This window comes from Bremerella cremea (assembly GCF_003335505.1).
GTDB classification, from domain to species: domain Bacteria; phylum Planctomycetota; class Planctomycetia; order Pirellulales; family Pirellulaceae; genus Bremerella; species Bremerella cremea_A.
In genome coordinates this window covers 413,833-429,515 of sequence record NZ_QPEX01000010.1, presented here as the reverse complement: position 1 = coordinate 429,515, position 15,683 = coordinate 413,833, and the positions used below count along the sequence as shown (strand labels likewise).

The window sequence follows — 15,683 nt, the reverse complement described above, 5'->3', positions numbered from 1 at the left end:
TTCGCTAAAGAGCCTTCTTGGTCAAATTCCATGTGGGAATTCTACGAATCCAAGGGCTGCGCAGTATTGAACAAATCGTATGCCGACGACGATTGTTTCTGTCTAAAAACGACAAAGAAGAAACGGCCGAATTTCCCTAACCCAGTCTCTGGTGGGACTTACGGTATGCCAAGGGCGTTTGATTCGCCGCTGCGCCAAAGTGGCGCGTAAAGGCGCTTTGGTCGCTAAAACCGCACGCCAGGGCGATCTCGGACAAGGACTGCTGGGTGGTGATCAGCAGTTGAGAAGCAAGTTCGAGGCGATATTTCATCACAAACTTCTTCGTCGACAGACGGAATACGCGACGCATGCGACGGTCGAGCTGGGTGGGGGAAAGTCCAACGTAGTCGGCTAATTCCTCCGTTTTTAGTGGCTGCGCGATATTCGTTCGGATGAAGTCGAGCGTTGCTTTCAGATCGGCCAGTTCCAGATCGCTATCGCTGGGTTGCTTTAAATCTTGCGAGACCGCCACCACGCCGGTGATTACTCCTTGGTCGTTTACCAAAGGGAATTTGTTGGATAGGTACCACCCTCGCGAACCGTCGCCGTGCGAGATCAACTCTAAGAGATCACGCAGCGGTTGGCCTGTTGCAACGACCTGGCGATCCTGGTCGTCGTAAAGTTTGGCCAACTCGGCATCGAAGCACTGCGACGCCGTTTTGCCGATGATCTCGCTGGGGTCGTTGGCACCTACCCGTTCGGCAAAGGCATGGTTGACCGTCGTGTAACAGCCTGCGAGATCCTTCACGCAATACACAACGTCGCCCAGGCAGTCGAACAATTGATCGACCAAGCCTTCTGGAAATTCCTGCTTCATCTCGAATTTGGCTTCTTCCGCTACGAACGTTTCCCTCGCCGCGCGCCTTCCGAAGCACGCGGCACCTTATTTCTATTGATAACGCCCGGACGAAGAGAACACCAGGACCGTGCTTTAACCGACCTTGGCCAGATCGAGCACAAACTGATTCTGAGAAGAGGTATTTGTCAGGTCGAGCGTAGGGGAATAGTCGGAGATGTGCGCCTTATTGTCGCTGGTGAACTCGATTAAGCGCATCCAGCCATCTCCTCCGTGGGGCTTCATCTGGAAGTTGACCAACATTTGGTGGACGTCGCGTCCGCCTGGCGTGGTGCTGGTAACTCGCCCCAAGCCGTCGTTAAGAACGTGCCCGTTGAGCGTGAAAATGAAGTTCTCGTGCTTGCCGACCAAGTTGTTCCACAACTCTTCGCCATCCATGACGTCGTCGCCGGTTGCTTTGGCCACGCCGTACGAATGCGGATTCCAGTGCTGCTTGGTGCCGTACTTCTTCCAATCGTAACGCGTTTCGTCGTAGTAGATGTAAGCATGGGTGATGAGAATCGCCTCGCGGTCAGAATACTTCTCGGCGATCTCATTCGCCCAGCGAACGACATCAGCCCGGGGACCAAACTCGAGCCCAATCACTACGAAATCGCGACCGCCGGCTGAGAACAGGTGATAGGTGTTCTCCATCCGCTCGGATTCTTGATCGTAGGTACCACCGAAGGTTGGTTGATCTTTGAATTTTGCCAGCGGGAAGTAATCGTTCAGATGGGTCGTCCGATCCTTGGCGGTACCACCGGCGCTATAGTCGTGATTACCAGGGACCATAAAGTAAGGAATATGGCCATCCAACTGCGACATCGCTTTGACCGCCACATCCCATTGCTCGGGCGTGTTACGGTTGGTGATGTCGCCCAAGTGCAGCACGGCTGCGATGTTGCGGGCCTCTTTGTTTTCGACCAACCACTGGGTTTGAGCGTAAAAACCTTCCGGATTGTTTTGGCAGTAAACTTGCGTGTCTGGCAAAACCGCGAGAGTGAAGCTTCCTTTTTCGTTCAACGGCGGTGCGCCGGGTTTCTTCTCGGCATCCGATTCGGCAGCCAAGCTGCGAGTTGGTGCCCAAGTAGAAAGGGACGACAAAACCGGCAAGGCGAGACCGGTTTGCAGCAATTGGCGACGGTTGAGCGAAGACATGAAAGCTTTCCGAGGAGTGGTGGAGTTGGAGGGAAACCTAGTGCGGAAAGTATCTGTTATAGGCCAACCACTGCTTGTTGGAATACCGAAACAGAAGACTTTCGGCTTATGTTCGCAGAATTTAACATTCTTAGCCGCTTCGATACTCCGCTGGAGTAACGCCTGAGTGTTCGCGGAAAGCGCGAATGAAACCGCTGGTACTATCGAAACCACTGCGAACGGCAACGTCGATGATGCTCAGCGTGGTACTGGTCAAAAGGTGCTGCGCATGTCGCATGCGAGAAAGGCGGATCTCTTGGGCGATAGAGTGGCCAACCACAGATTTGAAACGTTTTTCTAGCGACTTTCGGCCCATTGTTGCGTTGTCGACGATGTCGGTGACCGTGATCGGGCGACTGCAATGGCTACGGATGAATTCGATGGCGGAGGTCACCTCGGGATCGTCTAAAGCTAGAAACTCGGACGAACGACGCACGATCATTTGTCCTGGGGAAACCAAAACCGGATCGGAAGGCGGAGACTCGTTTTCAATCTGTCGCACCAAAGTTTCCGCCGCCAAGTAACCGATGCGTTCCGAGTTTTGTGAAATGCTCGACAAGGGGGGCATGGTCGTGTCGCAGATCAAGCGGTAGTTGTTCACACCTACCACCGACATGCTGAAAGGAACACTCTTCCGCAGGTTCTTACAGCACTCGACGACCTCGTAAGCGAACTCGTCGTGACAGGTCGCAATGCCACAAGGTTCAGGCAATTTAGCAATCTGCTGTTGAAGGTGGGTTTGGTCGACGCGGCGATGGGTGAAGTCGCCAGAACGGTCCGATTCGAAGGCGACCTCCACAACATGCGCTGTGTGCCCCATGTCCGCGAGTTGTTGTAGAAAACCATCGCGGCGCAGGCGATTATGGCACCAATCGAAGTGCCCCACAAACGCGAAATGCTTTAACCCCAGACTTTGCAAGTGATCGGCCAGACGGCGCCCGATTTCCAAATTGTCGGAATGGACCACGGCAACATCGGGGGTGGGCTCGATGTGCATGGTCACATTAACAAACGGAATGTTGAGCTCGCGGAGAAAGTCGATACGCGCTTGCGTTTCCGCGAACGCGATGATGCCATCGGGCTGGACTTCGGTGAGTTGTTCCCAAGGCACGTACGGAATCGCAGCTTGCTTGATAATTTGAATTCGGCTGGTTTCCGCCGCGTATTGCAGCACGCCACGGATCATCCGAACCTGGTTGTCCGAACTGGGAACGATGACCAGAGCAACGCGATAGGGAAGTTCAGCCAAGGGGGAATCCTAGCGAAGATTAGTTCAGAGAAACTATTGAGGTCTGCGCCATCAATCCAATAGGGGCGACCAACGGAAGCCTCGAATTCGTGGCAAATCGGTCCGTTGCCATGGCGGACTACCTGCGCAGACATCAATAAGTTCAGGGTAGGCGATCGAGCCGTAGCCGACAAGTTTACCTCTTGCTCGCCTTCTCAAGAGGAGGGGACGAGTGTTTCAAGAATTTTCCAGCAGGTCAACTGCATGCGAGGAAGATGGAAAGGCCCTTTCCAGAGATTGCCTTTCAAGGAAGTGCTATGACTACCATCGCGGTGCAAATAGCCGAACCATTCTCCATGCGTGCTATCGGCAAAGTGCTGATAAGCCCACTCGTGCGCTTGTTGGTGCCATGTCTCGTACTTTGCTTCGCCGGTTACGGCATGAGCCAGCAGTGTAGCGATGATGGTTTCGTTTTGCGGCCACCAAAATTTCATGTCGTGCCAATACTCCTGCACCGGCAGGCCAGCGACATCCACGAAGTAAAGCATGCCTCCATACTGCTGGTCCCAACCTCGTTGCCACATCCAATCGAGCATGCGGCAACCAAGGGCAATCAACTCGGCGTCTTGACGATATTGCCCTTCCCACATGATGAACCATGCCCCTTCGATTGCATGTCCCGGGTTCAAGGTTCGCCCGTCGAAATGATCGAGCCGCTCTCCTGCCGGACCGACTGTTTCCATCACGCAAGCGATATCTTCATGAACATGGTAACGGCGGATCGCATCGATACTGTGGTCGATAAAGTCGTTCGCTTCTGGCAACTCAATCGAGTCACGTAATTGTTGGGCAGCGTTGATCGTAATCATCGGCACACCAATGCCGCGCGTCGGGCGAACGTCGGTGAACTTCGGCATTGGGTTGTGCCTCACAAACCGGAGGAACAACGCTTGAGCCTGCTTGGCAAGTTGCTCGCTACCGGTGGCCTGGGCGAGTTCCCCCATGGCAATCGCAGCGAACGCTTCCGAGAATGCATAGCGTCGCTTGCGAATCGGCTGACCTTCGCGGGTCAGATGAAACCACATTCGCCCGTCGCTCGGATCGAAGCCGTGCTGGTTGAGGAATATGATGGTGTGACGAGCCATGTCGAGCCATTCGGGACGCTGCTCGACTTGGTTATAAAGTTCACCCAGTAGCCAGGCGAAGCGACCTTGTTGCCAAACTCCTTTGTCGGTGTCGATGATCGAGCCGTCGCGATTTAGCGACGTGATGATGCCCCCATGTTGGTGGTCGACTCCATGCGATAGCCAAAACGGTAGCGTGTCGTGCAAAAGACCATCGCGATATGTGGCCAGCAACTCGCTTCGCCGCGCTTCGTTCATGCCGTTTCCTTGACCAGTTGCGGCTTATCTTCGGCAGGCAAGTCGTACACGGTTAGCCCTGACAAATGTTGAGGGGCTGTTCCCAGAAACCAACTGGTCAGATAGCCGGTAACGAAACAAACCGAAAGCCCCGCGGCGGGATAAAAATAGCTGTTGATCTTGGAATACTTCCACAACGCCAGCATCACGGCAGAGCCGACCAGGGCGCCGGTCATTGCTCCGAACTGATTGGTCTTCCGCGTGAAGGCCCCCAGCAGAAAAAGCCCACCAAGAATTCCCATGAAGATCCCGAGAATCACGATGAAAGCATCGAAGAGCGAGCGAATACTGGGGTCGACAAACAAAAGTCCCAGCAGCGTGCCGATCGTGCCTACGGCAAAGGTGGAAAGCTGGGCGGCCGTGAGGTAACTTTTTTCGGTCGTGCAAAGATTGATCGGTCGCAGGAAGTCGACAATGATTGCTGTCGCGGACGAATTCATGCTGGTTGAAACCGTTGATTGCGCGGCAGCAAACACGCCAGCGACGATCAGCCCGGCCAGACCAATCGGAATTTCGCGCGCGATGAAAAGTGGAAAGATCTGGTCGGTGGTGGCCATCGCGTCAAGCTTGCCAGGGTTGCTGTGGTAATAAGCGAACAGCGAGGTCCCGATGGTAAAGAAGATCAGCGTAGCCGGGATGGTCAGCAGTGCGCTGATCCAAATTGATTTGGCCGCTTCTTCCGAGGTGGGGGTGGTCACATAACGCTGAACGACCGCTTGATCGGCGGTGTAAGACGAAATGTTCTGCGCGACGCCACCCACCACAACCACCCACAACGCGACCTGGGCATTGGTGATATCCCAGTGCATGTTGGCCAGATTGAATTTATGCGAGGCGGTGGCAACGTTCCAGAAGCCAGACAGGCCACCATCGACGCCAGAAAGCAATAAGCCAACTGCCAACAGCGAACCTCCCAACAACACAAACGATTGAATCGTATCGGTCCAGATAACCGCTTCGATACCCCCCATCGTGCAATAGGCAATGCTGAGCACTCCCATCAGTAAAACCGATTGAGCGGGGGTTAAGGGAGTTGCCACGGCTAGGGCTAACGCAGTTAGCGACATGACAATCGCCATCCGAAAGAGATGGAACAAGACAAAACTGCCGCTGGCGAATACTCGGGCAGCACGGCCAAATCGCATCTCCAGGTATTGATAAGCGCTGGTCGCATCGATGCGTCGATAGAACGGCATCGCCACATAGACCGCCAGGAACGCAACAATCGGGATGGTGAAGTTGCCCACCGCATAAACCCAGTCTTGAGCGAACGCTTTCGAGGGAAACCCCATAAAGGTCAACGAACTGAGCATGGTGGCAAAAATACTGCAGCCAGCCGCCCACCAAGGAATTTGTTTGCCGCCGCGAAAGTAATCGTCGGTGTTTTTATTCTTACGCGAAAAGTAAACGCCGACGCCGACCATCGCCAGTAAATAGCCAAACAGAACGAAATAGTTCAGCAGGCCGAAGCTTTTGTCGGAAATGGTAGGTGACACTTTCCAGATATGGGGCGAACGCACACGCGGGCGGACTTCGCCACTGGGCAGGATGATGCTATCTCCCCAGCGAACGGCGGTGGTCGTAACCAGGTTTTCCGGAGTCTCGCCTGCTTCGATCCACGTATCGGTAATCGTGTGGTAGGCGAAGGCCTGACGAGGAAAGCCGGGGTGGTTGTCTTTTAGCTGATCGACTTGGTCAAAGTTGCTTTCATCGGCGCTGCCCAGCACAAAGATATGGCTTTGCCCAATGCCGATTGCTTCGCCCGCCATGATAACCCGAGGCGCGGATGCGCGTTGTTTCCAGGTGTTCGTCTTCGGGACGTATTGCCATACATCGGAAAGAAATTGTGTCTGGCCGTTTTCCTCGCGCCGACCGCCGATCACGTAGATCGAATCGTTAAACCCGTCATGCTGCTGCGCGACTAAGTTAAACGATCGTGTTAGCCCTGGTAGTGGAGCGAGGGTCTTCCACTCTAGCTGGGTAAAGTCTGCGCTGGTGGATAAATCGAGCGACCACAATAGATTCGTAGCGCTCGCCAAACCGGTCTCCGCTTGACCCCCGAAGACATACACCGTTTGCCCGATCATGGCGGCCTGACCGTAGGCCATCGGCTGGGGTAGGGGGGCGCAAGGAACGGTTTCGATCTTTTCGCCGTTCCATTGCAGGAAGAAAGCATCGGCGTAGACCCTTTCGGCATCGCAGCCACCCAGGCACAAAACACCATGCCGGGTAGTCACGCTGGCCCCATAAGCGAGCGGGCGAGGAAGCTTGCCCCCATCCTTCCACTGGTACGCGTCGTTGGTACGAACGAGGACATCGATGGTATCGGTCCATTGCTTGCTCGATTCCCAGACTGGTCGGGGAAAGTTTGCACCGCCAGCGACAATCAACGCATCGCGATGAATACCAGCAAAAGGGCCAGCGACCCCAAGATCATTTGGCAGATCTGGCAGCGGTTGCCAGTCGAGTATGGTCTCGGCTCGCAAGGCTTGGGGGAGCAGTCCTACCAAGACAAGCAATGAAGCAAGAACGGATTTCAACAAAGTACAGCGGTGGGGCATGAGGGGCTTTCCGGGCATGATGAGTGAGGAGAGGCTTAATTGCTGGTGGGATGTCTTCGACCGACCAGGTTATCGAGACAAGTCCGCTGGCGGCGCTGAATAAATGCCTGACCCTTGGGTTTGTCTCGATACCTCGCTACGGCAGCAGAAGACGAACCAGCAGTTAAACTTCTGCGCGAGCAGTCTGGGCCAGGATAGGCGAAAAATAGGCGGATGTACTCAGTTGGTCGAGCAGGGCGTTGGTTTCGTCCTGAGTAAGTCCACGCTGCGGCAGACGGCACGTTCCGAGGTTGTGCCCTAACGCCCGGAGAAGTTCTTTGGTGGCACTGTGGAACGGAAAGCGTCCCATGATGCGAATGAACTCAATCGATTGCAATTGTAGTTTGCGAGCCAACGGGAGATCGTTCGCTTCGAAGGCGGCGATCAGGTTGGCATACAGCGGGGCGGCGACATTGTACGTGCTGCCAATCGCTGCCTGGGCCCCACTCGCGAGTGCGCCGAGTAGCATTTCATCGGCCCCCCACACAATGTCGTACCGACCACCGTCGATGGCCTGACATTCTTGGAATTCGAACAACTTGGTGTCGGTGTACTTCAAGCCAACCAGGTTCGGAATAGAATCGCCGGCCATTCGCATAAACTGAGCGATATCGATCGACGAGCCGGTCAGCGAAGGAATGTGATAGTAATAAAACGGAAGCTCAGGTGCGGCAGCAGCGATTTGGGCCATGCTGGTGGCTAACGTCGCAGCGCTGTCGATTTTGAAATAGGAAGGACAGGTCGCCGAGATGGCCGCCACGCCGATTTCTTGCGCATGGGCTGCCAACGACTTGGCATCTTCCAGGCTGTTATGTCCCACTTGAACCAGCACCGGCACACGTCCGTCGGCGGCGTTCATGTAGGCAGCGGCAACCTCTTTGCGTTCGGCGGTCGTCAGAGACATACCTTCGCCGGTGCTGCCACACACATAAAGCCCTTGCACCCCAGAATTGAGCAGGTACTCGACCATCGGTCCGATCTGGGAAAGAGCCAAGGAACCGTCCGCATGAAAAGGAGTGTAGGTTGCGGCGATCAGTCCAGTTAACTTCTGCGTATTCAAAGTGTGATTCCTGAGGTTGTATTCAAGGGATGGGCCCGCTTTAAGATACTCGATTCGCCAATAATCACGTGCCGAAAATTGGCATATCGATGTGCGCAAATGTCCCGGGAAGCGTATCCGAAAACGAATCGTTTGGCGAGAGTTCATTTACCAGCAGCGCATAAAAAAGGCCACTTTGGGATGAAAGTGGCCTTAGTAAACGTGTTTGTGGCGGAAAACGAACTACTCGTATTCCCACTTCATAATCCAAGGATCGTCCAGTTCCTTTTGCTTCGCTTTCAGCTTTTGCTTGTACTCTTCCAGCACCTTCGCATAGGCGGGATCTTCCGCCAGGTTCAATTCTTCGTGCGGGTCGGTCTCGATGTTATACAGCTCGAACTTCGGGCGATGAATGTATTCACCGACGGTCTTTTTACCGTACGAAGCATCCTCGCCTTGCTGGTATTGGGCCTGCCAACTGGAAGCCGCCCAAAGGTCTGAAGCGAACGGGTAATCGAGTTTGTGGGCGATGTTCCAGATCAATTTAAAACGCTGGTCGCGATAGACCCGCATGGGGTAATACATCTGGATCTCGTGAAAGGTGTGCGAGGCAAAGATCGAATCGTGCGTTGTCGCTTCCGGGTCACCCAATAGGTCAATCCAAGAGTGGCCATGGTAGTGATCGAACTTGTTGCCGCCGCTGCGGTTCTCTTGCAACGCTTCGCCTCGTTCTTTCCAAAACTTATTGGCGTTGATCGGATTCTTCGGCGCGTTGGCTTGCTTGTCGAGGGCCCCGGCAAAGTCGAGTAGTGAAGGGGTGATGTCGACATGGCTAATCAAAGCGTAGCTTTCTTCTCCCCGGTTTTCGATATACGGATCGCGGACGACAAACGGAACTCGCAGGCCTCCTTCGTAAACGGTTGTCTTACCACCCGAGAACGCCATACCGTGATCGGCGGTGAAAACGATAAGCGTCTTGTCGTATACGCCAGCCTCTTTCAAAATCTCGACCAAGCGGCCCAGCCCTTGATCGACTCGCGAACAGGCCTGGTAGTATTGGGCCAGTTCTTCACGAGTATCAGGGGTATCGGGCAGAAACTCCGGAACCGGAACCTTAGCCGGATCGTAGAACACTTCCTTCACGCCAGGGTAGGCGCCCTTGTTGGGTTTGTTGCCAAACAGGTCGGGCTTTAGTTCTCGTTCGGAAGTCTTATCGACGCCACCACCACGATGCGGATCGCTGGTGGCAAAGTAAAGGAAGAAAGGACGATCGTCTTGCGTCTTGATGAAGTCCTCGCAATTGTTCGCCATTTGAACCGTCGAACGAGAGTTAGCCGGTATTACCTCTTCAAAGTGAAAGACTGCTTCCGGTGCAACGTGGTACTTGCCACACCGGGCTGTCCGATAGCCAGCGTTTTCCAAAAGTAGCGGTAAGGCCAGGCTAACGACATCGTGGTACGACGAAAACTTGTGAAAGTGATGCGTGTGCCCGTATTGGCCGTTCATGTGATTGTGCAAACCGGTAAGTACAACGCTACGGCTGGCACTGCAACTGGCCGTTGTCGCAAACGCATTGCGGAAGAGGGTGCCGTCTTTGGCGATCGCGTCGATGTTGGGCGTGACCGCAATCGGATCGCCATAGCAGCCGAGTGTAGGGCTTTCGTCGTCGGTGATGAAGAACACGATATTCCGCTCAGGCCGCTTCGTGTCGTCGGCAGCGAAAAGCGAAATCGGCGCAACAAAAAACAGCAGGAACGCTGATACAACGAGCAGGGCAGACAGAGGGCGCTTCATGGTGAAAGGCACCTTGGGTAGGAATTTCGGTGGCATGATCTCGAAAAGGGTGACCCCAATTCTAACCTAAATCGATACGCCAGCGAAACGCATTCCCTACCCAACTCCTCTCTACGAACCAAACCGCAGTGGTGAGTATGGCTCAGGATCGATATGTGGGGGAGAGACGGTGACCATCTCGGCAATCAGCTTGCCGGTGGCGGTCGCCATGCTAACCCCTAACATGTTATGCCCAGTGGCTAGGTAGGCATTTTGCAAACGGGGTACCGGACCGATGATCGGCAAGCTATCCCAGGTCATCGGCCGCCAACCGTACCAGGTTTGCTGAGACTGTTCAGTGGCCGGAGTAATCAGATATGGTTCCGCCGAACGACGAAGCTGGTCGATACGGCGTGGTGGAATGGTGGTATCGTAACCGCTGAACTCCATCATCGATCCCAGGCGGTAGCCACCCTCGAACGGCGAAACGCCCACTTTGTGTTCAGGGAACAGCATCGGATGGCTCGGGCACGGATCTGGCCGCGACATCGTTACCGAGTACCCTTTGCCTGGTTCAATCGGGATGCGACAACCTAGCATGGTCCCCAGTTGGGTGCTCCAGGCACCGGTGGCGATGATCACGCGATCAGCAGTAAGTTTTCCTTGCGAAGTTTGCAACGAAGTAATACGCCCCTGCTGCTTTTCGATGCCCAGAAGCATGCAGTTCTCGACGAATTTGACTCCCTGTTCTTTCAAGCGAGCGACCCATTGGCTGTTCAGGCGATCGGGTCGTACCGAGGTATCCCCTTCGTAATGGAAAGCCCCGGCCAAGTTTGGTTTTAATGCCGCATCGAAAGCGGGCAAGTCGGCCCCTGCAATCCGCCGGGCTGCCACCCCGAAGTGATCTTGCAGGAAGCGATCGCTTTCGGCAAACGTTTCCATGCCTCGTTCCGATTGCAGCACATACAACAAACCACGCGTGGTCCATTCGCAATCGAGTGATTCTTGGGCGATCAGTTGGTGATACTCGTGCATCGACGAATCGAGTATCGCTTTCAAACCGACGCCTGCTCTAAGCATTTGCTGATGATTGCAGCGTCGGGCGAACTGCCACATCCAATTCCATAACGCCGGGCTTAAACGGGGTTTCACCCGAAATGGGGCATTGGGTTGAAAGAGCGATTTGACCGCTGTGCGGATCGCTTCCGGCTCGGTTAACGGCAATACGTGGCTCGGGCAAATATAGCCGCAATTGCCATGTGAACAGGCACCAGCGATCGTGCTTCGGTCGATCACGGTAACCTCAAGACCGAGCTTTCGCAGGTAGTGCGCGCAGGCAATTCCCACGACGCCCCCACCGACAACAATCACGCTGTCAGGCTTGCTAGATGTAATCATGGATGGTGCCTGGTGCTACGCGTCTTTTCCGGTCCAGCTATCCCACCACGCGCGGAACAGTTCCCACTGGGCCTTCAGGTAATCGCGTTGGCTGGAGCTTAGTTTGTCGGTTTCGTTGAAGTGGTGTTCGTATTCGGGGCTGCCTTCTAGGACCATCAAATACTTGTAGTACAACACCAAGTCCGGGCCTTCGTCGAAGGTCGAAAGCACGGTCAATGCTTCGTTCAGTTCCCAAGCGAACTTGCGTGACTGGGCACAACCAGCAGCCCCTTTCTCGCACAGTTCAACCAGCTTCAGCACTTCCTTTGGCAGGGCATTACCAACCCCGGTGATGGCTCCCTTGGCGTTGCAACGGAGGAAGCCATGATAGACCTGGGTATCGACGCCAACCATCAAGACCAAATCGGGATTGGTGCCGGTGATGTGCTCGGCAGCATAGCTGAGCGAAGACGATCCGCCGAACTCTTTGAAGCCGACCAAGTTCGAGAACTCGCGTCGCAAATCAAAGAAAAGATCGGCTTTGGTTTCAAATCCGTAATACGGGCTGTTGTAAATAACGCTGGGCAGATCCCCCGCAGCCGAGAGGATACCGGCGAAGTGATGTCGCTGAGCGCTGGCCGAGGTGCCGCGCGAGAGGACGCGAGGAATCACCATCAAGCCGGCTGCGCCAACTTCGCGGGCATGAGCGGCATGGGCGGCGGCTAGCTTCGGGTTTTGGGCTCCGGTCCCTACCACTACCGGCACGCCAGCTTCGGTCAACTGACGAACCCCTTCCTGTCGCTGTTGGTCGGTCAATAGCGGCCAGTCACCCATCGAGCCACAATAGACGACGGCCGTCATACCGGCCTCGATCAATTGTTTCCCCTTGGCCACCAAAGCTTCGAAGTTCGGCTCGCCAGTGGCAGAGCAGGGGGTCATCAGGGCCGGAATGCAACCGCGGAAGATTTTCGATTTGTCGTTCACGCGAACTCTCGTCGGAGGTGGTAAAGGATTCAGAATGCTTTTCGTGAAACTAGATCATAACGTCAAAACAAGGTAGATGTCTTGACAATCAAGAGATTGCAGACTTGAATTTGCGCATAATAGAGGGAATCGCACCATGCTGCCAATTCATGAAATGCTAAGTCAACTCGATCCACCCTTCACCGGGGAAGAGTTGTTCGATCATTTGCCGGATATTGTCTTCTTCATCAAGAACACCCAGGGGCAATATCTGGTGGTCAACAACACCTTGGTACAGCGCTGCGGTGCGCGGAACAAGGAGGACTTGATCGGTCATACCCCGTTCGAGGTGCTGCGGCTTCCTCTCGGGCAGAGTTTTGAAGATCAAGATAAGAAGGTGCTTGCCACGGGGCAGCCGTTGGTGGGGCAACTCGAGCTCCATTTCTACGCGACACGTGATGTGGGATGGTGCCTGACAAGTAAGCTGCCGTTACGCTCGAAATCTGGCCAAGTGGTTGGGCTGGTTGGCGTGTCACAAGACTTGCGTCTGCCAGACTTGGCCACGGAAGAATACGAGCATGTGATCGATGCAATCCAACACGCCGAAGCCGACCTTACCAACCCACCAAGCGTAAAACGTCTGGCCCAGATCGCCAAAATGTCTCCTTATCAACTCGATCGTCGTATGCGCCGCGTATTTGGTCTGACAACAGGGCAGTGGTTGCTAAAGCTACGGATCGATCTGGCTCAGCGATTGCTAAGAACCTCGGAGGAATCAATTGCCTCGATCGCGTTGCAGGCCGGCTACGCCGACCAAAGCGCCTTCACACGACAGTTCCGCCGCGCGACAGGGATGTCGCCGCGCGATTATCGCAACGCATAATGTGCCGCTCGTGACGACGAAGACACGAACGGCCCTTTGCCAGTGTGTTTTCAAAACGCTAGTTCAAGCCTGCTTTCGTCAGACGCGAACTCCCCATGCCACCTTGATATTCTGGCTTGAGCAGATGCGGCGGAACTTTCATCGTCTTGAACGACTTGCCGTCTGGCTGCACGATGCGATTGACGGCGGCTTGAGGGGACTCGTTTTCCTTTAATTGCAAGTTTTGCGGAGCACTCCGCGTATAACCGGTACTGTAGATCTGCTTCCCGCCGACTTTAATCACCAGCGAATGCTTCCAAGGGGTGAAGGTGACGGTTTCTTTCGGTCCGGTAGGCTGACCGAACGAGGGAGCAAAAAAGGGACCGAAGCCTTTGCGGACGTAGTAGTCTTGCGTGTCTTGCTTAAGGGGCTCGACGGTGATTTCCATCACGGTAACCGCGTTGTCGAGTTTAACCCAACCCAACTCGTCTATCTTGGCTTGAACCGCATTCTGCGCATCTTGCTGAACTTGGGCGGGGGCCCCACTCAAGTTGAAAACCACTTTCACGCCGTCACCTGGTCGCATCGCGTACACGGCCAAAGGATCGACATTCTCAGCCGCAGCCAAAGCTGCCGCATGCGGCAGTTTGAAGATGGTAAGCGTCGTACGCTTATCTTCGCCGAAAGCGGCGAGATGATAGTCCCCGTAGTAGACATCGTAACCATCAGGCAAGCCTTGATAGTTCCAAATCGCCAACTCGCGCTGAACGTCGTATACCACATTGCCGACCATTAAATGGTCGCCGATCCACCTGAAATTAACCTCAGAGAAACCGTGGGATACGGCAAACTTCTTCAGTTCGGCCCCCGTTTCCATGCTGTAAAGCGTGACTGCGAACGGGTGAAACGCCGCCAAGGTTCGCCCGTCGGAAGAAAGTGCCAACTCGGTCGGGGCGGTCTCCCGCTCGATCCAGCCAGCAAGCTTGGCATTGATGGTATCGACCACGGCAATATTGTTGCCAGCAGGAAAAATCATCAATTCGCCTGCAGGAGAAGTGATTGCTTTCTTCGGCCCTCCCGTGCTTCCCTGATAAACGGCTTTGGGACCAGCAGGATTATTCAAATCCCAAATGATGACGAGCTTCTCGCTACTAATCGTGGCTAGGCGGTTGCCTGGCAGGAAAGAAGCCCAGTAGATTTCCTCTCGGTCGCCTGCCACGGCGTTAAACCAGTAGAGCGGTTTCAGTTGATTGTCTTCGATCTTGAACAATGCCAGGTCGCTGCCCCGTCCCCAACCGTTGTCTCGCACGGCGACCATCATTCCACCGTTGGGAGCCACAGACATCAACTTCCACGGCTGGTTGTATTCCACAATCGGCGACGCTTGCTCGGTAACCGGATCGTAAATAACGAAGCGACTTATGTTTTCTTCTTGGCGATGGCTTTGCTTATAGTTGTTCAGCACCACCGTCGGACCTCGGCCTCCGGCCCCGATCGTTAACTTCGAGGCAAACGGTTTCGGCAGATTCAGCGGAACGATCGTATCGTGAAGTTTCAGCGGGGGTAAAGCAAAAGGTGGTTTTACATCCCATAGCCCCGGTGAGGGTGAGGCGGTGATCGGGCGAACGCCGCCGACGACCGCCATCTTCTGGGGAATGCCTCCTTGCGACGGATCGTTCAGCATGGCCGAAGCTGGCTGGCCCCCAGCAAATGGATTGGCTTTCTCTCCCCCAGCAAACGGATTCGCTGGAGATTCTTGCTTGGCTTCAGCAGCTAGGAACTCGTTGACAAACTTCTGATCTTCTTCGCTCAGCTTATCCAATGGGACGGTAATGACTCGGTTATCTGACTTGAGAATCTTTACCTTGTTGTCTTCGGCGGACTGCAACTTTCCATCGATGCGAAATTGTCCCGTATCGTTCGACCATGAACGGCTTTCGGCGTATTTAGATAAGGCACCGGTGGGTGAACCTGCTTGAATAGCAATAGAGGAAGTGGCTAATGCTGTTAGCGCAAGGCAAAATCGGGTGAGTTGCTTGGAATAGCTCATGAAAGCAGCCCCTCGAGTGAAATGAAAAGGCGGGTCAAGGAAAAAATATAAATAAGGTGTGTTGCTGGAGGTTTTTATTCTACCAGTACCCCATTCGTTCAGCCGGTACTTTTCTTAGGGGCGAAGAGATTTTTTTTCTCAAAAAAGCAAACACCAAGTCGAACGGATTCACTCTTCTGGGTGGCGTAATTTAGGCAGATGTCGCTATTGTAATTCAGACTGCAACCGATTTGACCGGTTTCCATCCGACTTGAAAAGTTTTGACTTGCAGAAAGTGGACGTTTCGTCCAATATGAAGG

Annotated in this window: 11 protein-coding genes; 1 reads left to right on the top strand and 10 read right to left on the bottom strand. The window is 54.4% G+C overall.

Translation table 11 applies throughout. The features are described 5' to 3' along the window. Positions 1-136: 136 nt before the first annotated feature. The 9 genes from DTL42_RS02985 to DTL42_RS02945 all read right to left on the bottom strand — a co-directional run bounded on the left by DTL42_RS02985 (position 137) and on the right by DTL42_RS02945 (position 12,493). On the bottom strand, positions 137-856 hold the full coding sequence (locus tag DTL42_RS02985; RefSeq protein ID WP_114367196.1) for an AraC family transcriptional regulator: 720 nt from the start codon (positions 854-856) through the stop codon (positions 137-139). A 114-nt stretch (positions 857-970) separates the two neighbouring features. Next, a complete protein-coding gene (locus tag DTL42_RS02980) occupies positions 971-2,032 on the bottom strand; it encodes a metallophosphoesterase (RefSeq protein ID WP_114367195.1) in 1,062 nt (353 codons plus the stop codon). A gap of 130 nt (positions 2,033-2,162) precedes the next feature. Beyond that, positions 2,163-3,320 carry a substrate-binding domain-containing protein gene (locus DTL42_RS02975; RefSeq protein WP_114367194.1) on the bottom strand — a complete coding sequence of 386 codons (1,158 nt, stop codon included), beginning with the start codon at positions 3,318-3,320 and terminating at the stop codon, positions 2,163-2,165. A gap of 194 nt (positions 3,321-3,514) precedes the next feature. After that, positions 3,515-4,681: an AGE family epimerase/isomerase gene (locus tag DTL42_RS02970; RefSeq protein ID WP_114367193.1), complete on the bottom strand. Its 1,167-nt coding sequence runs from the start codon at positions 4,679-4,681 to the stop codon at positions 3,515-3,517. Next, complete coding sequence (locus DTL42_RS02965) at positions 4,678-7,281, bottom strand: sodium:solute symporter family transporter (RefSeq protein WP_234824052.1); 2,604 nt, start codon at positions 7,279-7,281, stop codon at positions 4,678-4,680. Before DTL42_RS02965 ends, DTL42_RS02970 begins: the two co-directional genes overlap by 4 nt. Positions 7,282-7,444: 163 nt before the next feature. Next, positions 7,445-8,380, bottom strand: a complete 936-nt coding sequence (locus tag DTL42_RS02960; RefSeq protein WP_234824051.1) for a dihydrodipicolinate synthase family protein — start codon at positions 8,378-8,380, stop codon at positions 7,445-7,447. A 222-nt stretch (positions 8,381-8,602) separates the two neighbouring features. After that, entirely contained in the window at positions 8,603-10,153 is a 1,551-nt protein-coding gene (locus tag DTL42_RS02955; protein WP_114367980.1) for a sulfatase family protein, read from the bottom strand. 111 nt (positions 10,154-10,264) lie between these two features. Then, entirely contained in the window at positions 10,265-11,530 is a 1,266-nt protein-coding gene (locus tag DTL42_RS02950) for an NAD(P)/FAD-dependent oxidoreductase (RefSeq protein WP_114367190.1), read from the bottom strand. Between the two features lie 15 nt (positions 11,531-11,545). Next, positions 11,546-12,493: a dihydrodipicolinate synthase family protein gene (locus DTL42_RS02945; RefSeq protein ID WP_234824050.1), complete on the bottom strand. Its 948-nt coding sequence runs from the start codon at positions 12,491-12,493 to the stop codon at positions 11,546-11,548. A gap of 136 nt (positions 12,494-12,629) precedes the next feature. Between DTL42_RS02945 and DTL42_RS02940 the strand changes: the two genes are divergently transcribed. After that, positions 12,630-13,355, top strand: coding sequence for an AraC family transcriptional regulator (locus tag DTL42_RS02940; protein ID WP_114367189.1), 726 nt, complete (start codon positions 12,630-12,632; stop codon positions 13,353-13,355). A gap of 58 nt (positions 13,356-13,413) precedes the next feature. On the opposite strand, the gene DTL42_RS02935 is transcribed toward DTL42_RS02940, so the two are convergent. Then, positions 13,414-15,384, bottom strand: coding sequence for an SHD1 domain-containing protein (locus DTL42_RS02935; protein ID WP_114367188.1), 1,971 nt, complete (start codon positions 15,382-15,384; stop codon positions 13,414-13,416). Positions 15,385-15,683: the final 299 nt, after the last annotated feature.